This window comes from Pseudomonas sp. PDM05, from assembly GCF_014851685.1.
Classification (GTDB): Bacteria; Pseudomonadota; Gammaproteobacteria; order Pseudomonadales; family Pseudomonadaceae; genus Aquipseudomonas.
This window is the reverse complement of sequence record NZ_JACVAC010000002.1, coordinates 490946-510265: the sequence shown is the minus strand read 5'-3', so window position 1 is coordinate 510265 and position 19320 is coordinate 490946. Positions and strand designations below refer to the sequence as shown.

Annotated in this window: 17 protein-coding genes; 8 read left to right on the top strand and 9 right to left on the bottom strand. The window is 61.5% G+C overall.

All coding sequences use genetic code 11. From position 1 onward, the window contains the following. Window positions 1-3: 3 nt before the first annotated feature. The 3 genes from IB241_RS07210 to IB241_RS07200 all read right to left on the bottom strand — a co-directional run bounded on the left by IB241_RS07210 (window position 4) and on the right by IB241_RS07200 (window position 2260). Window positions 4-963: a YbgA family protein gene (locus tag IB241_RS07210; protein ID WP_192297769.1), complete on the bottom strand. Its 960-nt coding sequence runs from the start codon at window positions 961-963 to the stop codon at window positions 4-6. A gap of 98 nt (window positions 964-1061) precedes the next feature. Further along, window positions 1062-1277, bottom strand: coding sequence for a TIGR02450 family Trp-rich protein (locus IB241_RS07205; RefSeq protein WP_192297768.1), 216 nt, complete (start codon window positions 1275-1277; stop codon window positions 1062-1064). After that, a complete protein-coding gene (locus tag IB241_RS07200; protein ID WP_192297767.1) occupies window positions 1274-2260 on the bottom strand; it encodes an NAD(P)/FAD-dependent oxidoreductase in 987 nt (328 codons plus the stop codon). The genes IB241_RS07205 and IB241_RS07200 overlap by 4 nt, the downstream gene beginning before the upstream one ends. 199 nt (window positions 2261-2459) lie before the next feature. On the opposite strand from IB241_RS07200, the gene IB241_RS07195 reads away from it, so the two are divergent. Further along, window positions 2460-3359: a TIGR01777 family oxidoreductase gene (locus IB241_RS07195; protein WP_192297766.1), complete on the top strand. Its 900-nt coding sequence runs from the start codon at window positions 2460-2462 to the stop codon at window positions 3357-3359. A gap of 14 nt (window positions 3360-3373) precedes the next feature. Next, window positions 3374-4399, top strand: coding sequence for a ferrochelatase (hemH, locus tag IB241_RS07190; protein ID WP_192297765.1), 1026 nt, complete (start codon window positions 3374-3376; stop codon window positions 4397-4399). Between the two features lie 122 nt (window positions 4400-4521). On the opposite strand, the gene IB241_RS07185 is transcribed toward hemH, so the two are convergent. Beyond that, window positions 4522-6618, bottom strand: a complete 2097-nt coding sequence (locus tag IB241_RS07185) for a TonB-dependent siderophore receptor (protein WP_192297764.1) — start codon at window positions 6616-6618, stop codon at window positions 4522-4524. Between the two features lie 112 nt (window positions 6619-6730). After that, complete coding sequence (algW, locus tag IB241_RS07180) at window positions 6731-7885, bottom strand: Do family serine endopeptidase AlgW (protein ID WP_192297763.1); 1155 nt, start codon at window positions 7883-7885, stop codon at window positions 6731-6733. Between the two features lie 102 nt (window positions 7886-7987). Here algW and IB241_RS07175 point away from each other — a divergent pair, with 102 nt between their 5' ends. The 3 genes from IB241_RS07175 (at window position 7988) to cysN (ending at window position 11841) form a co-directional block, all read left to right on the top strand. After that, entirely contained in the window at window positions 7988-8746 is a 759-nt protein-coding gene (locus tag IB241_RS07175) for a Nif3-like dinuclear metal center hexameric protein (protein WP_192297762.1), read from the top strand. 265 nt (window positions 8747-9011) lie between these two features. After that, a complete protein-coding gene (cysD, locus tag IB241_RS07170; protein WP_017735179.1) occupies window positions 9012-9929 on the top strand; it encodes a sulfate adenylyltransferase subunit CysD in 918 nt (305 codons plus the stop codon). 13 nt (window positions 9930-9942) lie between these two features. Further along, window positions 9943-11841, top strand: a complete 1899-nt coding sequence (cysN, locus tag IB241_RS07165; protein ID WP_192297761.1) for a sulfate adenylyltransferase subunit CysN — start codon at window positions 9943-9945, stop codon at window positions 11839-11841. 176 nt (window positions 11842-12017) lie between these two features. Here the strand turns inward: cysN and IB241_RS07160 are convergent, their stop codons facing one another. The 3 genes from IB241_RS07160 to IB241_RS07150 form a co-directional block, all read right to left on the bottom strand. Continuing rightward, the gene (locus IB241_RS07160; protein ID WP_192297760.1) at window positions 12018-12917 is read right to left on the bottom strand and encodes an acyltransferase; all 900 of its coding nucleotides are present in this window, start codon (window positions 12915-12917) and stop codon (window positions 12018-12020) included. Then, a complete protein-coding gene (gene pta, locus IB241_RS07155; RefSeq protein WP_192297759.1) occupies window positions 12918-15017 on the bottom strand; it encodes a phosphate acetyltransferase in 2100 nt (699 codons plus the stop codon). 79 nt (window positions 15018-15096) lie between these two features. Next, window positions 15097-15387 carry a DUF3565 domain-containing protein gene (locus IB241_RS07150; protein ID WP_192297842.1) on the bottom strand — a complete coding sequence of 97 codons (291 nt, stop codon included), beginning with the start codon at window positions 15385-15387 and terminating at the stop codon, window positions 15097-15099. On the opposite strand from IB241_RS07150, the gene IB241_RS07145 reads away from it, so the two are divergent. After that, window positions 15386-15871 carry an FKBP-type peptidyl-prolyl cis-trans isomerase gene (locus tag IB241_RS07145; RefSeq protein WP_017737905.1) on the top strand — a complete coding sequence of 162 codons (486 nt, stop codon included), beginning with the start codon at window positions 15386-15388 and terminating at the stop codon, window positions 15869-15871. The two genes, IB241_RS07150 and IB241_RS07145, sit on opposite strands and share 2 nt — an antisense overlap. Before the next feature lie 315 nt (window positions 15872-16186). Here the strand turns inward: IB241_RS07145 and rpsT are convergent, their stop codons facing one another. After that, window positions 16187-16465 carry a 30S ribosomal protein S20 gene (gene rpsT, locus IB241_RS07140; protein WP_003171647.1) on the bottom strand — a complete coding sequence of 93 codons (279 nt, stop codon included), beginning with the start codon at window positions 16463-16465 and terminating at the stop codon, window positions 16187-16189. Window positions 16466-16721: 256 nt separating this feature from the next. On the opposite strand from rpsT, the gene murJ reads away from it, so the two are divergent. Continuing rightward, window positions 16722-18260: a murein biosynthesis integral membrane protein MurJ gene (gene murJ / locus IB241_RS07135; RefSeq protein ID WP_192297758.1), complete on the top strand. Its 1539-nt coding sequence runs from the start codon at window positions 16722-16724 to the stop codon at window positions 18258-18260. 119 nt (window positions 18261-18379) lie between these two features. Next, window positions 18380-19318, top strand: a complete 939-nt coding sequence (ribF, locus tag IB241_RS07130; protein ID WP_192297757.1) for a bifunctional riboflavin kinase/FAD synthetase — start codon at window positions 18380-18382, stop codon at window positions 19316-19318. Window positions 19319-19320: the final 2 nt, after the last annotated feature.

The following is a 19320-nucleotide window of genomic DNA, read 5'->3' as shown; positions in this document are numbered from 1 at the left end:
GGGTTAGATCGCATTACGCAGGCTGAGGTTTTCCGGGTGCGGCTGCAGGTAGGCCTGCTGTGCGATGTAGCGGTCCGGATGTTGGCGAAAGTGATGCTTGAGCAGGGTCAGCGGCACTACCAGCGGCACGATGCCGTGGCGGTATTGGCCGATGACGGTTTGCATTTCCTGTTTGTCGTCGGCGCTGATCGCCTGCTTCAGATGCCCGCTGATGTGTTGCAGCACGTTGCTGTGGGTGCCACGGGTGGCGCACTGGCTCAGGCCGGTCATCAGGTCGCTGAAATAGCAGGCGGACAATTCTTCCAGTTGCGTGCTTTTGCCCATGCTGCCGAGCAAGTGGCCGAGGCGTTTGTAGTGCGCCGGGCTATGGGCCATCAGCAGGTATTTGTAGCGCGAGTGAAAGGCCAGCAGGCGGTGGCGGGTCAGGCCGTCGGCCAGCAGCTGTTGCCAGCTGGCGTAGACGAACACGCGGGTCAGGAAGTTTTCCCGCAGCACCGGGTCATTCAGCCGACCGTCTTCTTCCACTGGCAGGTTGGGATGGCGTGAGCAGAACGCCTGGGCGTAGATGCCGCGCCCACCGCCGTCCACCGGGGTGCCGTTGGCGCGGTAGACCTTGACCCGCTCCAGGCCGCACGACGGGGATTTCTGCATGAAGATGTAACCGCACAGGTCGGTGTGTTCCAGCGCCATCTGTTGGCCGTAGTCGTTCAGCGGCTGGGTGACGTTGAGTTCGCGGTGCACCGTGCCGACGGCTTGCGGATGGGCCGGGTCGCCCACCAGGCGGATCGGTTCACGGGGGATGCCCAGGCCGATGGCGACTTCGGGACACAGTGGCACGAAGTCGAAGTAGTCGGCGAGGGTCTGGCTGCACAGCAGGGATTGTTTATGCCCGCCGTTGAAGCGCACGTTTTCGCCGAGCAGACAGGCGCTGATGGCGATCTTGGGTTTGGTGGTGCTGGACATACGCGAACCCCGGCAAGATTCCTGTACAAGATAATATTCTTGTACAACTAAATCTCATCATAGGTTCGATGCTGTACAAGTCAAACTTTTTGTACAAGTTATTTCCAGCCGATCTTCCAGTCCTCGGCGTTTTGCAGGGTTTGCCACGCCAGGCGCTCGGCTCGGCGGGTCAGCACGGCTTGCAGTTCGATTTCCAGCACGGTGCCTTCCTCGTCGCGAAACAGCTCGGTGACGAGGAAGTGTTTTTCTTTGTGGCGAGGCTGGGCTGCTGTCCACTTCGACAGCAGCAACTTGGCGGGGTTGATGCGGTTCATTGCAGGTGCTCGATCAAGCGTCGCGCCGCTTCCTGGCCGCTGAGCCAGGCGCCTTCCACGCGGCCGGACAAGCACCAGTCACCGCACACATACAGGCCCAGGTCGGCGTCGGCCAGCACGCCGAACTCGTGGCTGCTCGACGGTCGTGCGTAGAGCCAGCGGTGCGCCAGGCTGAACGACGGCGCAGGCATGGCGCTGTGCAGCAGTTCGGCGAAGGCGCCGTGCAGGTGTTCGATCACCGCTTCCTTGGCCAGGTCCAGGTGCGCCCGGCTCCATGCGCTGGTGGCGTGCAGCACCCAGGTGTCCTGGCTGGCGTCACACCCTGGTTTGCTGCGGTTGCGCGCCAGCCAGTCAAGGGGGCTGTCTTGGACGAAGCAGCCTTCCATCGGTGTATCCAGGGGTTTGTCGAAAGCCAGGGCGATGGCCCAGGTCGGGTCCATCTTCACTCCGGCGGCGGCGCTGGCCAGTTTCGGCGCGGCGGCGAGCAGGGCGGTGGCCTGGGGCGCGGGTGTGGCGATGACCACGTGGCTGAACGGGCCGTGGCTGCCGCCGTCGGCATCCAGCAGGTTCCAGTGCTGTGTGCCCTGGAACACTTCGGTGATGCGGCAACCGAATTGCACCGGCAAGTCGTCGAGCAAGGCGCGGGTGATCGCGCTCATGCGCGGCGTGCCGACCCAGCGCACCTGTTCATCGGGGGAGGGTGTGAGTTGGCCGGACTTGAAGTTGTACAGCTGGGGTTTCCACTGCTCGGCCCAACCGTTGCTTTGCCAGCGTTGCACTTCGTTGACGAAGCGCCGGTCGCGGGCGGTGAAGTACTGCGCGCCCATGTCCAGTGAGCCGGCATCGCTGCGCTTGCTGGACATGCGGCCACCACTGCCGCGGCTTTTATCGAAGAGTTGTACAACGTGCCCCGCGTCTCGTAACGCTTGGGCGGCGGAGAGACCGGCAATGCCGGTGCCGATGATCGCGATGGGAACAGTCATGGGAGGCCTCGTTTTACCTTTGGGTACAGACTACGCCGACACCAATAGCTGTACAATATTGTTTTTTGGTATAAGTTTTGGCGTGCCTGTTCTTACGGCGTGGCCTATGGTTAACGTTGAGGCTACGCCCGATAGCAAATGATCCCTGCCTATAAAATAGACCAGTGATCGGCGGCGAACGTTACATGAGGAGTGTCCCATGCATATTTTGCTGACCGGCGGTACGGGTTTGATCGGCCGCCAACTCTGCCAACACTGGCTTGCCCAGGGCCATCGCCTGACCGTGTGGAGCCGTCACCCGGAACAGGTTGCCAAGGTCTGCGGCGCTCAGGTGTCGGGAGTCGGCCGCCTACAACAGGTTATCGGCCCGGTGGACGCGGTCATTAACCTCGCCGGTGCGCCCATCGCGGATCGCCCTTGGACCCACAAGCGCAAGACGTTGTTGTGGAACAGCCGGGTCGGCCTGACCGAAACCCTGCTGGCGTGGCTCGATGAGCTGACGCAAAAACCGGCGGTGCTGATCTCCGGTTCCGCCGTGGGCTGGTACGGCGACGGCGGCGAGCGTGAGTTGAGCGAAGCCAGCGGCCCGGTGCAGGACGATTTCCCCAGCCAACTGTGCATCGCCTGGGAAGAAACCGCGCAGCGCGCCGAAGCCCTGGGCATACGCGTGGTGTTGGTGCGCACGGGCCTGGTGCTGGCGGCCGAGGGCGGCTTTTTGTCGCGCCTGTTGCTGCCGTTCAAGCTGGCGCTGGGCGGGCCGATCGGCAATGGTCGGCAGTGGATGCCGTGGGTGCATATCAAGGATCAAATCGGCCTGATTGATTTTCTTCTGCACAACGCCGACGCCAGCGGTCCTTATAATGCGTGCGCGCCACACCCGGTGCGTAACCGCGAGTTCGCCAAGACCCTGGGCCAGGTGCTGCATCGCCCGGCGTTCATGCCGATGCCGGCTTTTGCGTTGAAGGTCGGTTTGGGCGAGTTGTCCGGGTTGCTGTTGGGCGGGCAGAAGGCCGTTCCGGAGCGGTTGCTGGCGGCCGGTTTCACTTTTCAGTTCACTGAGTTGCGCGCGGCCCTGGATGACTTGTCCAGCCGCCTCTAAAGATAGGATGTTGCATGACGGATCACGCGTTGTTACTGGTCAACCTGGGTTCACCGGCGTCCACCTCGGTGGCCGATGTGCGCAGCTACCTCAATCAGTTTTTGATGGATCCCTACGTGATCGACCTGCCGTGGCCGGTGCGGCGCTTGTTGGTGTCGCTGATCCTGATCAAGCGCCCCGAGCAGTCGGCCCACGCCTACGCTTCGATCTGGTGGGACGAAGGCTCGCCGCTGGTGGTGCTCAGCCGCCGCCTGCAACAACAAATGACTGCGCAATGGAGCCAAGGCCCGGTGGAATTGGCGATGCGCTACGGCGAGCCGTCGATTGAAAGCGTGCTGACCCGCCTCGCCGGCCAGGGCATCCGCAAGGTCACGCTGGCGCCGTTGTATCCGCAGTTTGCCGACAGCACCGTGACCACGGTAATCGAGGAAGCCAGGCGTGTGGTGCGCGACCACAAACTCGACGTGCAATTCTCGATTCTGCAACCGTTTTACGACCAGCCCGAATATCTCGACGCTCTGGTCGCCAGCGCGCGGCCGTACGTGGAGCAGGATTACGACCACCTGCTGCTGAGTTTCCATGGCTTGCCTGAGCGCCACCTGACCAAGCTCGACCCTACCGGCCAGCATTGCTTCAAGGATGCCGACTGTTGCAAGAACGCGTCGGCCGAGGTGCTCAAGACCTGCTATCGCGCGCAGTGCTTCAGCGTTGCCCGTGACTTTGCCGCACGCATGGGGTTGCCCGAAGACAAGTGGTCGGTGGCGTTCCAATCGCGCCTGGGCCGCGCCAAGTGGATCGAACCCTATACCGAAGCCCGCCTGGAAAGCCTGGCCCGGCAAGGCGTGAAGAAGCTGCTGGTGATGTGCCCGGCGTTCGTGGCCGACTGCATTGAGACGCTGGAGGAGATTGGTGATCGCGGCTCGGAGCAATTCCGCGAGGCTGGGGGCGAGGAGTTGGTGCTGGTGCCGTGCCTGAATGATGATCCGCAGTGGGCGAAGGCGTTGAATACCTTGTGTGAAAAAGCACCCGTTGAGCTGTAACTGAACCTGGCGCAGTCTAAATGTGGGAGCGGGCTTGCTCGCGAATGCGGTGGATCAGTCAAATAATAAGTGACTGACATACCGCATTCGCGAGCAAGCCCGCTCCCACAGTTTTTACCGCGTTACAGATTGAGGGTCAGGCTGACCGTGAGATTGCGCGGTTCACCCGGGTTGACCCAATAGTTGCTGTAAGACCGCTCGTAGTACTTCTCATCAAACAGGTTATTGAGGTTCAGTCCTACGGTGACATTCTCTGTGGCCTTGTAATGCGCCAACACATCCACCGTGTGATACGCCGGTAGCTCAAAGCCCGTGCCCGCCTCACCGGAACGATCCCCCACATAAGTAAACGCCGCCCCCAGGTCTGATCCACGCAAGGCGCCGTCCTGGAATTCATACACGCCCAACAGGCTGGCGCTGCGCTTGGCCACGCCAAGGATCCGGCTGCCGGCGGGAATGGCTGTGTCGCCTTTGGTGACTTGGGCATCGATGTAGGCAAAGGCCCCGATTACCCGTACGGCGTCCGTCACTTGCCCGGTCAGTTGCAGGTCAAAACCCTGGCTGCGCGCCTTTCCCATGGCGCGGTTGAGGTTGGTGGCCGGGTCGAGGGTGAGCACGTTTTCCTTCTCGATATGGAAGGCGGCGAGGGTGGTGCTGAGGCGGTCGTCGAACAGCTCGCTCTTGATCCCCACTTCGTAGCCCACGCCTTCTTCCGGCTTGAAGCCTTTGTTGTTGGCGTCCAGGCCGCTGTTGGGTTTGAACGAGGTGGAGGCGTTGGCGAACACGCCGACTTCTGGCGTGAGTTGGTAGAGCAGGCCGGCGCGCTGGGTAAGGGCGTCGTGGGTCTGCTTGCCCGGCGGCGCGTTGAGGGTGAAATCGTCAATGCGTTGCTCGAAATGCTCGAAACGTGCGCCGACCATGCCGCGCAGGCGCTCGGTGAAGACGATCTGGTCTTGCAGGTTCAGGGCGTGGCTTTTGGTCTGTTCGAAGAAGTCGGTGCCGCTGCGTGTGCCGTTGGGTTTTGTCTGGCCGTAGACCGGGTTGTAGAGGTCGATGGCGTAGGGGCTGCCGGCGATGGCGGTGACCCGTTCGTTCTTGCGGTAGTCCTCGTATTCGGTACCGACCAGCAGTTCGTGTTGCCAACTGCCGATGTCGAACAGGCCGCGCAGTTCCAGTTGGGTGATGCTGTCGTGCCAGCCCATGGAGCGTTCGCGGTAGCGGCGGTTGAGGGTGTGGCCATCGGCATTCAGTGCGCGGTTTTCCGAGGCGTCGCCCCACAGGCTGCCCTGTTTGTAATGGCTGGCCAGGCGCAGGCTCCAGGCGTCGTTGAGGTGATGTTCGAGGGCGGCCTGGATGCGATTGTTGTGGTTGTCGATGTCGCCGTCGTTGGGTTCGCCGAGGAAGGTTGAGCGAGATACGCCGGGGGCGACGACGATGCCGCGGTCGAAGGTGGAGCTGTGGCGCACGAATTCGCTTTCGACGAGCAGCGTGGTATCCGGGTCCAATTGCCAACTGAACGAAGGGGCGACGAATACGCGCTTGCTCTGCACGTGATCGCGGAAGCTGTGGTTGTCCTCCACCGCCAGGTTGACCCGTGACAGCACGTGGCCTTCGCTGTCCAGCGGCGTGTTGACGTCGAGGGCGGTGCGGTAGCGGTCCCAGCTGCCGGCGCTGGTTTGCAGGGTGGTGAAGGCTTCAGGCTGGGGCTTTTTGGTGACGATATTCACGGTGCCGCCGGGATCGCCGCGCCCGTACAGGCTGGCGGCGGGGCCCTTGAGCACTTCGATGCGTTCGATATTGGCCGTGTCCGGGGTGCTCGGGTAGCCACGGTTGGCGCTGAAGCCGTCCTGGTAGAACTCGGACGTGGTGAAGCCGCGCACGCTGTATTCGTAGAGCGTCAGGCCGCCGAAGTTGTTCTGCTTGGACACGCCGCCGGCAAATTCCAGGGCGCGCTCGACGTTGGTGCTGCCCAGGTCCTTGAGCACCGTGGCCGGAATCACGCTGATGGATTGTGGGATGTCGCGAAGGGCGGTGTCGGTTTTGGTCGCGCTGGCCGAACGGGTCGCTCGGTAGCCGTTGACCGGGCCTGTGGCGGACTCGTAAGCGTCGGTGGTGACGCTGATGGCATCGAGTTCCAGGGTGTTGTCTTCGGCGAAGGCGGGATCAAGCAATAGACCCAAGGCCAGGCCAGCCAGGGGGGCAATTCTTCGAGACGGCATGATAGAGCGTTCCAATGTCGATATTGAAACAATATAACATGCCTAATGAGAATGAATCGCTATGAATTATGGGCTTGCAGGTGCCCGCGAACAGGCACCTCGCCGAGGGCGTTTATTCCTCTTCTTTCACCGGCGCCGGTGGTGGACGCAGGCCGATTTCCGCTGAGAGCTTGATCTCCTTGCCGTTGCGCATCACCAGGATCGTCACCTTGTCGGTCGGTTTGATCCGCGCCACTTGGTTCATCGACTTGCGGCCATCGCCGGCCGGTTCGCCGTCGATGCTGAGGATCACGTCGCCCAGTTGCAGGCCGGCTTTCTGTGCCGGGCCGTCACGGAAGATCCCGGCGACCACGATGCCCGGCCGCCCGGTCAGGCCAAACGATTCGGCCAGGTCCTTGGTCAGCGGCTGTACTTCAATGCCCAGCCAGCCGCGGATCACCTGGCCGTGCTCGATGATCGACTTCATTACTTCCGTCGCCAGCTTCACCGGGATCGCAAAGCCGATGCCCTGGGAGCCGCCGGACTTGGAGAAAATCGCCGTGTTGATACCGGTCAGATTGCCATTGGCATCCACCAGCGCACCGCCGGAGTTGCCCGGGTTGATCGCCGCGTCGGTCTGGATGAAGTCCTCGTAGCTGTTCAGGCCCAACTGATTGCGCCCGGTGGCACTGATGATGCCCATGGTCACCGTTTGACCCACGCCGAACGGGTTGCCGATGGCCAGCGCTACGTCACCTACACGCAGGCCGTCGGAGCGGCCCAGGGTGATGGAGGGCAGGTTCTTGAGGTCGATCTTCAACACGGCGAGGTCGGTTTCCGGGTCGCTGCCGACCACGCGGGCCAGGGTTTCACGGCCGTCGCGCAGGGCCACCACGATCTGGTCGGCGCCGGTGGTCACATGGTTGTTGGTGAGGATGTAGCCCTCCGGGCTCATGATCACGCCGGAACCCAGGCTGGATTCCATGCGGCGTTGCTTGGGCCCGTTGTCGCCGAAATAGCGGCGAAACTGCGGGTCTTCAAACAACGGGTGCGACGGTTTGTTGATGACCTTGGTGGTGTACAGGTTGACCACCGCCGGCGCGGCGATGACGACCGCGTCCGCATAGGTCACCGGGCCTTGCACCACCGCGCTGGTTTGCGGTGCCTGTTGCATGTTCACATCCAGGCTGGGCAGGCCCACCCATTGGGGATAACGCTGAATGATCAGCATCGCGATCAGCACGCCAGCCAACAATGGCCATCCAAAAAAACGCAGTGCCTTGAGCATCAAGTAAGTCCTGACAGGTTGCAGGGGGCGGGAGAGCGCCCATAATGGCGCGCATTATACGAGGCTGTGAGTGCCTTCGAACGGGATATTTAGGAGTCTTTTATGGCCGTTGCCCTGAGCACATTAGTCGACGAAGCTGACCGCTACCTGAACAGCTCCAAAATTGCCGATTATTGCCCCAATGGCCTGCAAGTCGAGGGGCGCCCGCAGGTGATGCGCATCGTCAGCGGTGTGACCGCCAGCCAGGCCCTGCTGGACGCGGCCGTCGAGGCCGGGGCCGACCTGGTGCTGGTGCACCACGGTTATTTCTGGAAAGGCGAGAACCCCTGCATTACCGGCATGAAGCAGCGGCGCCTGAAAACCCTGCTCAAGCACGATATCAGTCTGCTGGCCTATCACCTGCCGCTGGACCTGCATCCCGATGTCGGCAACAACGTGCAACTTGCCCGGCAATTGGACATCACCGTCGAAGGCCCGCTGGACCCAAGCGACGCCAAGGTCGTCGGCCTGGTCGGCTCCCTCGCCGAACCGCTGTCGCCCCGCGACTTTGCCCGCCGCGTGCAGGAAGTCATGGGCCGTGAGCCGCTGCTGATCGAAGGCAGCGAAATGATCCGTCGCGTCGGTTGGTGCACGGGGGGTGGCCAGGGTTACATCGACCATGGGATTGCGGCCGGCGTGGACCTGTTCCTCAGTGGCGAAGCCTCCGAGCAGACCTTCCACAGTGCGCGGGAAAACGACATCAGCTTCATCGCCGCCGGCCATCACGCCACCGAGCGTTACGGTGTGCAGGCGTTGGGGGATTACCTGGCGCGTCGCTTTGCGCTGGAGCACCTGTTTATCGATTGCCCGAACCCGATCTGACAAATACCGCCGAACAAATGTGAGAGCTGGCTTGCCTGCGAAAGCATCACCGAGGTGCAACTGATACACCGAGGTGTCTGCATCGCAGGCAAGCCAGCTCCCACCTGTCCCGTGTTCGCAGTGGGTGATGAGCCAAACCTGGGGGCATATTCATATACCGTTTCGATCTAGCCGGCGCCCTGAATAGAAGAAGGTGCTGTGCTAGCATGCCCCGCTCGAACACGGCCCGCTGGCCGTCCACAAGATCGTTTTTCCGTGAGTAACCATGGTCGACAAACTGACGCATCTGAAACAGCTGGAGGCGGAAAGCATCCACATCATCCGCGAGGTCGCCGCCGAGTTCGATAACCCGGTGATGCTCTACTCGATCGGTAAAGACTCCGCCGTGATGCTGCATCTGGCACGCAAGGCATTCTTCCCGGGCAAGCTGCCGTTCCCGGTGATGCACGTCGACACCCAGTGGAAATTCCAGGAGATGTACAAGTTCCGCGACAAGATGGTCGAGGAGCTGGGCCTGGAGTTGATCACCCACGTCAACCCGGACGGCGTGGCGCAGGGCATCAACCCGTTCACCCACGGTAGCGCCAAGCACACCGACATCATGAAGACCGAGGGCCTCAAGCAAGCCCTGGACAAGCATGGTTTCGACGCCGCGTTCGGCGGTGCCCGTCGCGATGAAGAGAAATCCCGTGCCAAAGAGCGCGTGTACTCGTTCCGCGACAGCAAGCACCGCTGGGACCCGAAGAACCAGCGCCCCGAGCTGTGGAACGTCTACAACGGCAACGTCAACAAGGGTGAGTCGATCCGTGTGTTCCCGCTGTCCAACTGGACCGAGCTGGACATCTGGCAGTACATCTACCTGGAAGGCATCCCGATCGTGCCGCTGTACTTCGCCGCCGAGCGTGAAGTGATCGAGAAGAACGGTACGTTGATCATGATCGACGACGACCGCATCCTCGAGCACTTGTCCGACGAAGACAAAGCCCGAATCGTCAAAAAGAAAGTACGTTTCCGTACCCTTGGCTGCTACCCGTTGACGGGCGCGGTGGAGTCCGAAGCCGAGACGCTGACAGACATCATTCAGGAAATGCTCCTGACGCGAACTTCCGAGCGCCAGGGCCGTGTCATCGACCACGATGGCGCAGGCTCGATGGAAGACAAAAAACGTCAGGGTTATTTCTAAGGGGTTGTCACCAATGTCGCATCAATCTGATTTGATCAGCGAGGACATCCTCGCCTACCTGGGCCAGCACGAGCGCAAGGAAATGTTGCGCTTCCTGACCTGCGGCAACGTCGATGACGGCAAGAGCACCCTGATCGGGCGCCTGCTGCACGACTCCAAGATGATCTACGAAGATCACCTGGAAGCCATCACCCGCGATTCGAAGAAAGTCGGCACCACCGGCGACGACATCGACCTGGCGTTGCTGGTCGACGGCCTGCAGGCCGAGCGTGAGCAGGGCATCACCATCGATGTGGCCTACCGCTACTTCTCCACCGCCAAGCGCAAATTCATCATTGCCGACACCCCTGGCCATGAGCAGTACACCCGCAACATGGCCACTGGCGCGTCCACCTGTGACCTGGCGATCATCCTGATCGACGCCCGCTACGGCGTGCAGACCCAGACCCGTCGCCACAGCTATATCGCCTCGCTGCTGGGCATCAAGCACATCGTGATTGCCGTCAACAAGATGGACATCAATGGCTTTGACCAAAGCGTGTTCGAGTCGATCAAGGCCGATTACCTGAAGTTCGCCGAAGGTATCGCGTTCAAGCCGAGCACCATGGCGTTCGTGCCGATGTCGGCGCTCAAGGGCGACAACGTGGTGAACAAGAGCGAGCGTTCGCCTTGGTACACCGGGCAGTCGCTGATGGAGATCCTCGAGACCGTCGAGATCGCCAACGACCGCAACTACACCGACCTGCGTTTCCCGGTGCAGTACGTCAACCGTCCGAACCTGAATTTCCGCGGTTTCGCCGGCACCCTGGCCAGCGGCATCGTGCACAAGGGCGACGAAGTCGTGGTGCTGCCGTCGGGCAAGAGCAGCCGCGTCAAATCCATCGTCACCTTTGAAGGTGAACTGGAACACGCAGGCCCAGGCCAGGCCGTGACCCTGACCATGGAAGACGAGATCGACATCTCCCGTGGCGACCTGCTGGTGCATGCCGACAACGTGCCGCAAGTGACCGACGCCTTCGACGCCATGCTGGTGTGGATGGCCGAAGAACCGATGCTGCCGGGCAAGAAATACGACATCAAGCGCGCCACCAGCTACGTGCCGGGTTCCATCACCAGCATCGTGCACCGCGTGGACGTGAACACCCTGGCCGAAGGTCCGGCGAGTTCGCTGCAACTGAACGAGATTGGCCGGGTCAAGGTCAGCCTCGATGCCGCCATCGCCCTGGACGGTTACGACAGCAACCGCACCACCGGTGCGTTCATCGTCATCGACCGCCTGACCAACGGCACTGTGGCCGCGGGCATGATCATCGCGCCGCCAGTGAGCCACGGCAGTTCGGCGCAGCACGGCAAGCTGGCCCATGTAGCCACTGAAGAGCGCGCCCAGCGCTTTGGCCAGCAACCGGCGACCGTGCTGTTCAGCGGCCTGTCGGGTGCGGGCAAGAGCACCCTGGCCTATGCGGTTGAGCGCAAGCTGTTCGACATGGGCCGTGCAGTGTTTGTACTGGATGGCCAGAACCTGCGCCACGACCTGAACAAGGGGTTGCCGCAGGACCGTGCCGGTCGCACCGAGAACTGGCGTCGTGCCGCTCACGTGGCGCGTCAGTTCAACGAAGCCGGCCTGTTGACCCTGGCTGCGTTCGTTGCGCCGGATGCCGAAGGGCGTGAGGCGGCCAAGGCGTTGATCGGCGCCGACCGTTTGTTGACCGTCTATGTGCAAGCGTCGCCGCTGGCGTGCGCCGAGCGTGATCCGCAAGGCCTGTACGCTGCCGGTGGGGATAACATCCCGGGCGAATCTTTCCCGTACGACGTGCCGTTGAATGCCGATCTGGTGATCGACACCCAGGCGTTGTCGGTGGATGAGAGCGTCAAGCAAGTGCTGGAGTTGTTGCGTCAGCGCGGCGCGATCTAAAGATCGTCGCTACAAAAAAGCCCGCCACCGAGTCATCGGTGGCGGGCTTTTTGTGGAGGGCTTGAAAACAACTCGGTCAAATGTGGGAGCGGGCTTGCTCGCGAAAGCGGTGTGTCAGCCAGCACATCTGTTTCTGATACACCGCTTTCGCGAGCAAGCCCGCTCCCACATTTTGATCAGTGCTTGCCTGGGAATTGTGTGTGCAGTTTTTTTAGCAGTTGGTCTTTTTCTTCCCATAGCTGGTTGATCCAGCCCTGGAAGGCCGTCCGGTACTCCCCGTCCTGCTCATAATTCTTGCCAATGAACTCGGCCGGGATCTGCACCTCTTCAAACTGCACCACAACGTCCTGCACATTCCCGCACAGCAAATCCCAATAACCAGGGCGCCCGGCCGGGTAGTGAATGGTCACATTGACCAATGACTTCAACTGCTCCCCCATCGCATCCAGCACAAACGCAATGCCGCCGGCCTTGGGCTTGAGCAGATAGCGGAACGGCGATTTCTGCTGCGCATGCTTGCCCGGGGTAAACCGCGTGCCTTCAGCAAAGTTGAAAATACCCACCGGGTTGTCGCGAAACTTCGCACAGGTCTTGCGGGTGGTTTCCAGGTCCTTGCCTTTCTTTTCCGGGTGCTTCTCCAGGTATGCCTTGCTGTAGCGCTTCATGAACGGAAAGCCCAAGGCCCACCACGCCAGACCGATCACCGGGACCCAGATCAGCTCCTGCTTGAGGAAGAACTTCAGTGGGCGAATGCGCCGATTGAGCACGTACTGCAACACCATGATGTCGACCCAGCTCTGGTGATTGCTGGTCACCAAATACGAGTGCTGGTAGTCCAGGCCTTCCAGGCCGCTCAGGTGCCAGCGTGTGCGACGAACCAGATTCATCCAGCCTTTGTTGTTGGTGACCCAGGCTTCGTGGGTGTGGTTCATCAGCCATTCGCTGAAGCGCTTGGCGAACGGCAGCGCCTTGAACAGGGCCACGATAAACAGGAACGAACACAACAGAATGGTGTTCAGCGCCAACAACAGCGACGCGATCACCCCGCGCACGGCGGCAGGTAGGAAAGCCAGCATTTAAATATCCATAGGTCGGTTGGCGGCTTGGATCGCAGTCAGTGCGATGGTGTACACGATGTCGTCCACCTGGGCGCCACGTGGCAGGTCGTTGACCGGTTTGCGCAGGCCCTGGAGCATCGGCCCCAGGCTCACGCAGTCGGCGCTGCGTTGCACGGCCTTGTGGGTGGTGTTGCCGGTGTTGAGATCAGGGAACACGAACACCGTGGCCTTGCCGGCGACCTGGCTGTTGGGCGCCAATTGCCGCGCAACGTTTTCGTTGGCGGCGGCGTCGTACTGCAGCGGGCCGTCGATCAGCAGCGAGCTTTGCTGCTCGTGGGCGAGCAGGGTGGCTTCGCGGACTTTTTCGACTTCTTCACCGCTGGCCGAATCACCGCTGGAATAGCTGATCATCGCCACGCGCGGCGTAATCCCGAACGCGGCGGCCGAGTCGGCACTTTGCAGGGCGATTTCCGCCAGTTCCGCCGCACTCGGGTGCGGGTTCATCACGCAGTCGCCGTACACCAGCACCTGCTCGGGGAACAGCATGAAGAACACCGACGACACCAGGGTGCAGCCCGGCGCGGTCTTGATCAGTTGCAGGGCAGGGCGGATGGTGTTGGCGGTGGAGTGGATGACGCCGGAGACCAGGCCATCCACTTCATCCAGCGCGAGCATCATGGTGGCGATCACCACGGTGTCTTCCAGTTGCTGCTCGGCCATCGGCGCATTGAGGCTCTTGCTCTTGCGCAGGGCCACCATGGGTTCGACGTAGCGTTGGCGGATCAGGTCCGGGTCGAGGATCTCCAGGCCCTCGGGCAATTCGATGCCCTGGGCGCGGGCGACGGCTTCCACGTCCGCCGGTTTGGCCAGCAGCACGCAGCGCGCAATCCCGCGGGCCTGGCAAATCGCGGCGGCCTGCACGGTCAGCGGTTCGCTGCCTTCGGGCAGCACGATGCGCTTGTTGGCCGCCTGGGCGCGCTGGATCAGTTGGTAGCGGAACACCGCCGGCGACAGGCGCATCTCCCGTGGCGTGCCGCAGCGTTGGTGCAGCCAGCGCGCATCAAGGTGGCTGGCGACGAAATCGGTGATGATCTCCGCGCGTTCGCGGTCATCGATGGGGATTTCTTTGTTGAGGCTATTGAGCTGGTTGGCGGTGTCGTAGGAACCGGTGCTCACCGACAACACTGGCAGCCCGGCCTGGAATGCGCCACGGCACAGATCCATGATGCGCGGGTCGGGCAGGGTGTCGCTGGTCAGCAGCAGGCCGGCCAGGGGCACGCCGTTGATCGCGGCCAGGCTGACGGCGAGGATGATGTCGTCGCGGTCGCCGGGAGTCACCACCAGCACGCCGGGCTTGAGCAGTTCTACGGTGTTACGCATGGTGCGCGCGCAGATGATGATCTTGGTCATGCGCCGGCTTTCGTAGTCGCCGGCGTTGAGGATCTGTGCGCCCATCAGGTCGGCCACGTCGCGGGTGCGCGGGGCGTTGAGTTCCGGTTGGTAGGGAATGCAGCCGAGCAGGCGGAAGTCGCCGCTGCGCAGTAACGGTGAGTGTTCTTTCAGGCGGGCGGAGAAGGCTTCCATGCTTTCGTCGGTGCGCACCTTGTTGAGGATCACGCCGAGGACTTTCGGGTCTTTCGGGCCGCCGAACAGTTGGGCCTGCAATTCCACGCGGCCGGAAAGTTCGGTGAGCACTTCGTTTTCCGGGGCCGAGACCAGGATCACTTCGGCATCCAGGCTCTTGGCCAGGTGCAGGTTGACCCGCGCCGCATAGCTGGCGCTGCGGGTCGGCACCATGCCTTCGACGATCAGTACGTCCTTGCCGACTGCGGCCTGCTGGTAGAGGGTGATGATTTCTTCGAGCAACTCGTCGAGTTGGCCGTCGCCGAGCATGCGCTCGACATGGGCCAGGCCCAAGGGTTGTGGCGGTTTGAGGCCGTGGGTGCGTGCCACCAGTTCGGTGGAGCGCTCGGGGCCGGTGTCGCCGGGGTGCGGCTGGGCAATCGGCTTGAAGAACCCGACTTTCAGCCCGGCCCGCTCAAGGGTACGCACCAGCCCAAGGCTGATGGAGGTCAGACCCACACCAAAATCGGTGGGCGCGATAAAAAAAGTCTGCATGCGGATTCTCTGGAGGTGCATGGCTTGGGTGGCGCTCTATGGCTGAGCGTCTACCGCGAATCAGGTGCCAAGGTTATCGTTATTCGCGTGCTTGCGCACACCAGCCGCAGGCAAAGGGCTGGCCTATTTTTTCCAGGCGTTGCGCGGGGTCCAGGACCCAGGCGCGGGTTTGCCAGGGCGGCTGGTGGCGCAGGTGTTGGGTGTGGCCGCAGGAGAGCTCGGCGACCCAGTGTTGGTCGTCGTCCAGATGAAAACCGATGACCGTCGAGTCGCGTGTGCGACCCCGTCTGTCCGGGTTGTGTTCGCTTTCGGGCAAATCCTTGTTTAGACTTGTCCGTTCTTCATTCTTATGCAAAAGGTCTCGCCCCATGACGATCGCCGCTAACAAGGCTGTCTCCATCGACTATACCCTGACCAACGACGCTGGTGAGGTCATCGACAGCTCCGCCGGCGGCGCGCCGCTGGTCTACCTGCAAGGCGCAGGTAACATCATCCCAGGCCTGGAAAAGGCTCTGGAAGGCAAGAGCGTCGGTGACGAACTGACCGTTGCCGTAGAACCTGAAGATGCTTATGGCGAGTACTCGGCCGAACTGGTCAGCACCCTGAGCCGCAGCATGTTCGAAGGCGTTGACGAGCTGGAAGTGGGCATGCAGTTCCACGCTTCCGCGCCGGACGGCCAAATGCAGATCGTGACCATCCGTGATCTGGACGGCGACGACGTTACCGTTGACGGCAACCACCCGCTGGCTGGCCAGCGCCTGAACTTCCAAGTGAAGATCGTTGCCATCCGCGACGCTTCCCAGGAAGAAGTGGCTCACGGCCACGTCCACGGTGAAGGCGGTCACCAGCACTGATCGATGTATTGATCAGCTGCTAGCAAAACGCCCCGACCTGTTCGGGGCGTTTTTTTTGTGCCCGTATTTTGTGGCGGCCGGGCTTTTGTAGTGAGCGGGCTTGCCCCGCGCTGGGTGGCGAAGCCGCCCCAAATCCAATCACCTCGGTCTCTCTGAAACACCGCGGCGGACCGTTTGGGGCGGCTTCGCCACCCAGCGCGGGCAAGCCCGCTCACTACAAGTATTTTCAGGTGCAAACAAAAATGCCCCGGACCTTTCGGTACGGGGCATTTCTTAACTGTTGCGTAACCTGGGTTACGCGGCAGTTGTTACCACTTAGGCTGCTGCAGCGACGTTCAGAGCCTTGATGTGGCCATTCAGACGGCTCTTATGACGAGCGGCCTTGTTCTTGTGGATGATGCCTTTATCGGCCATACGGTCGATAACTGGCACAGCCAGAACGTAAGCTGCTTGAGCTTTTTCAGCGTCTTTGGTGTCGATGGCTTTAACTACATTCTTGATGTAGGTACGAACCATGGAACGCAGGCTGGCGTTGTGGCTGCGACGCTTCTCAGCCTGTTTTGCACGTTTTTTGGCGGAAGGTGTGTTGGCCACCGTCGAGCTCCTCGAAAGACTTTTTAGGAAATAGCAAACAAAATAGGCCGCGAATCATGCCGATGAGTTGATTGGTTGTCAAGGGCGGTTGATGCGAACTGCTGAGTGGTCGATCTGAAGAGGCGGGTGATTTATTTCCGGCGCTTGACCTGTAAACTCGCGAGCTTTGGCTCTGTGCTGTTTTGCAGGCGCGCAGTATCGCATAAGTAGGCGCGTTGTTCGCCTGCTGTTTATCTAATAGGCGCAAACTCTTTCAATGAACCTCCTCAAATCGTTGGCCGCCGTCAGCTCCATCACCATGATTTCCCGGGTTCTGGGCTTTGTGCGTGACACTCTGCTGGCCCGCATTTTTGGCGCAAGCATGGCCACGGATGCCTTCTTTATTGCCTTCAAACTGCCCAACCTGCTGCGGCGGATCTTCGCCGAGGGCGCATTTTCCCAGGCGTTCGTGCCGATCCTGGCCGAATACAAGACCCAACAAGGCGAGGAGGCGACCCGCACCTTCATTGCCTACGTCTCCGGTCTGCTGACCCTGGTGCTGATGCTGGTGACCATCCTTGGCATGCTCGCCGCGCCCTGGGTGATCTGGGCCACGGCCCCCGGTTTTGCCAACACCCCGGAAAAATTCACGCTGACCACCGACCTGTTGCGGGTGACCTTTCCTTATATATTGCTGATTTCCCTGTCATCGCTGGCCGGGGCAATCCTCAACACCTGGAACCGCTTCTCGGTGCCGGCGTTCGTGCCGACCCTGCTGAACGTCAGCATGATCATCTTCGCGCTGTTCCTGACGCCGTACTTCGATCCGCCGGTCATGGCCCTGGGCTGGGCCGTACTGGCCGGTGGCCTGGCGCAATTGCTCTACCAACTGCCGCACCTGAAAAAGATCGGCATGCTCGTACTGCCGCGTCTCAACCTCAAGGACACCGGCGTCTGGCGTGTGATGCGCAATATGTTGCCGGCGATCCTCGGCGTATCGGTCAGCCAGATTTCCCTGATCATCAACACCGCATTTGCTTCGCTGCTGGTCTCGGGGTCGGTGTCGTGGATGTACTACGCCGACCGTCTGATGGAATTGCCGTCCGGCGTGCTCGGCGTGGCCTTGGGCACTATCTTGCTGCCGACGCTGGCGCGCACCTATGCCAGCAAGGATCGTCAGGAATATTCACGTATCCTCGATTGGGGGCTGCGCCTGTGCTTTGTGCTGGTGCTGCCATGCTCCCTGGCGCTGGGCATCCTGGCCGAGCCGCTGACGGTGTCGCTGTTCCAGTACGGGCAGTTCGATGCCCATGACGCCCTGATGACCCAGCATGCGTTGATCGCCTACTCCGTCGGCCTGCTTGGCATCATCGTGATCAAGGTGCTGGCACCGGGCTTCTATGCCCAGCAGAACATTCGCACGCCGGTGAAGATCGCGATCTTCACGCTGATCGTCACGCAACTGCTCAACCTGGTGTTTATCGGCCCGTTGGCCCACGCCGGGCTGGCCCTGGCCATCAGTGCGGGGGCATGCATCAACGCCGGCCTGCTGTTTTATCAACTGCGCAAGCAGCAGATGTTCCAGCCGCAGCCGGGCTGGGGCATGTTTGCCCTGAAACTGCTGGTGGCGGTCGCGGCGATGTCGGCGGTATTGCTGGGCCTGATGCACTTCATGCCCGCCTGGGACCAGGGCCACATGCTGGAGCGCTTCATGCGCCTGGGTGTGCTGGTGGTCGCGGGGGTGGTGGTGTACTTCGGGATGTTGCTGTTGCAAGGCTTCCGCCTGCGGGATTTCAATCGCAAGTCGATCAGTTAGAGCGTTTGCGGCGATAAAACCATTGTTTTATCGATTCGATCCATTTGGCCTGTTCTGTTGCCTGTCGTCCGGGGCCGGGTGTGGTTATAATCGACCACTTTATGAGCAAGAAGCGCGTTATGCAGCTGGTTCGAGGTCTCCACAACCTGCGCCCCCGGCATCGGGGCTGCGTCGCCACTATTGGCAACTTTGACGGTGTTCACCGTGGCCACCAGGCTATCCTGGCCAGGCTGCGCGAGCGTGCGGTCGAGTTGGGCGTGCCCAGCTGCGTGGTGATTTTTGAGCCACAGCCGCGGGAATACTTTACTCCCGAGACCGCTCCGGCGCGTCTGGCGCGCCTGCGCGACAAACTGCAACTGCTGGCCGAAGAAGGCGTGGACCGCGTCCTCTGCCTGGCCTTCAACCAGCGTTTGCAGAGCCTCAGCGCCGCCGAGTTCGTCGACCGTATCCTGGTCGATGGCCTGGGCGTACAGCACCTGGAGGTCGGCGACGACTTCCGTTTTGGTTGCGACCGCGTCGGTGATTTCGATTTCCTGCAACACGCTGGCGTCAACCAGGGGTTTACCGTCGAAGCCGCGCAAACCGTCGAACTCGATGGCCTGCGCGTGAGCAGCACCCAGGTGCGTAACGCCCTGGCCGCTGCCGACTTCGCATTGGCCGAGCGTCTGCTCGGTCGCCCGTTCCGCATTGCCGGGCGGGTACTGCACGGCCAGAAGCTGGCGCGCCAACTGGGCACGCCAACTGCCAACGTGCAACTCAAGCGCCGTCGTGTGCCGCTCACCGGGGTATACCTGGTCAGTGTCGACATCGACGGCCAACCGTGGCCGGGAGTCGCCAACATAGGCGTCAGGCCCACGGTTGCAGGTGATGGCAAGGCCCACCTGGAAGTTCATCTTTTGGATTTTGCCGGTGATCTGTATGACCGGCGTTTGACGGTGGTTTTCCACCAGAAGCTGCGTGAAGAGCAGCGTTTCGCCTCCCTTGAGGCGTTGAAAACGGCGATCAATGCGGATGTCGCCGCCGCCCGTGCACTAGCCGCACCTAGCGCCCATCGCTAACC

Excerpts from the sequence above, each read along its gene's own strand:
- IB241_RS07210 (WP_192297769.1), bottom strand. The coding sequence starts at position 963 with ATGTCCAGCACCACCAAACCCAAGATCGCCATCAGCGCCTGTCTGCTC.
- IB241_RS07150 (WP_192297842.1), bottom strand. The coding sequence starts at position 15,387 with ATGGGGCGAGACCTTTTGCATAAGAATGAAGAACGGACAAGTCTAAAC.
- cysN (WP_192297761.1), top strand. The coding sequence starts at position 9,943 with ATGTCGCATCAATCTGATTTGATCAGCGAGGACATCCTCGCCTACCTG.
- IB241_RS07160 (WP_192297760.1), bottom strand. The coding sequence starts at position 12,917 with ATGCTGGCTTTCCTACCTGCCGCCGTGCGCGGGGTGATCGCGTCGCTG.
- IB241_RS07205 (WP_192297768.1), bottom strand. The coding sequence starts at position 1,277 with ATGAACCGCATCAACCCCGCCAAGTTGCTGCTGTCGAAGTGGACAGCA.
- pta (WP_192297759.1), bottom strand. The coding sequence starts at position 15,017 with ATGCAGACTTTTTTTATCGCGCCCACCGATTTTGGTGTGGGTCTGACC.
- hemH (WP_192297765.1), top strand. The coding sequence starts at position 3,374 with ATGACGGATCACGCGTTGTTACTGGTCAACCTGGGTTCACCGGCGTCC.
- IB241_RS07145 (WP_017737905.1), top strand. The coding sequence starts at position 15,386 with ATGACGATCGCCGCTAACAAGGCTGTCTCCATCGACTATACCCTGACC.
- IB241_RS07185 (WP_192297764.1), bottom strand. The coding sequence starts at position 6,618 with ATGCCGTCTCGAAGAATTGCCCCCCTGGCTGGCCTGGCCTTGGGTCTA.
- IB241_RS07200 (WP_192297767.1), bottom strand. The coding sequence starts at position 2,260 with ATGACTGTTCCCATCGCGATCATCGGCACCGGCATTGCCGGTCTCTCC.
- algW (WP_192297763.1), bottom strand. The coding sequence starts at position 7,885 with ATGCTCAAGGCACTGCGTTTTTTTGGATGGCCATTGTTGGCTGGCGTG.
- cysD (WP_017735179.1), top strand. The coding sequence starts at position 9,012 with ATGGTCGACAAACTGACGCATCTGAAACAGCTGGAGGCGGAAAGCATC.
- IB241_RS07195 (WP_192297766.1), top strand. The coding sequence starts at position 2,460 with ATGCATATTTTGCTGACCGGCGGTACGGGTTTGATCGGCCGCCAACTC.
- IB241_RS07175 (WP_192297762.1), top strand. The coding sequence starts at position 7,988 with ATGGCCGTTGCCCTGAGCACATTAGTCGACGAAGCTGACCGCTACCTG.
- murJ (WP_192297758.1), top strand. The coding sequence starts at position 16,722 with ATGAACCTCCTCAAATCGTTGGCCGCCGTCAGCTCCATCACCATGATT.
- ribF (WP_192297757.1), top strand. The coding sequence starts at position 18,380 with ATGCAGCTGGTTCGAGGTCTCCACAACCTGCGCCCCCGGCATCGGGGC.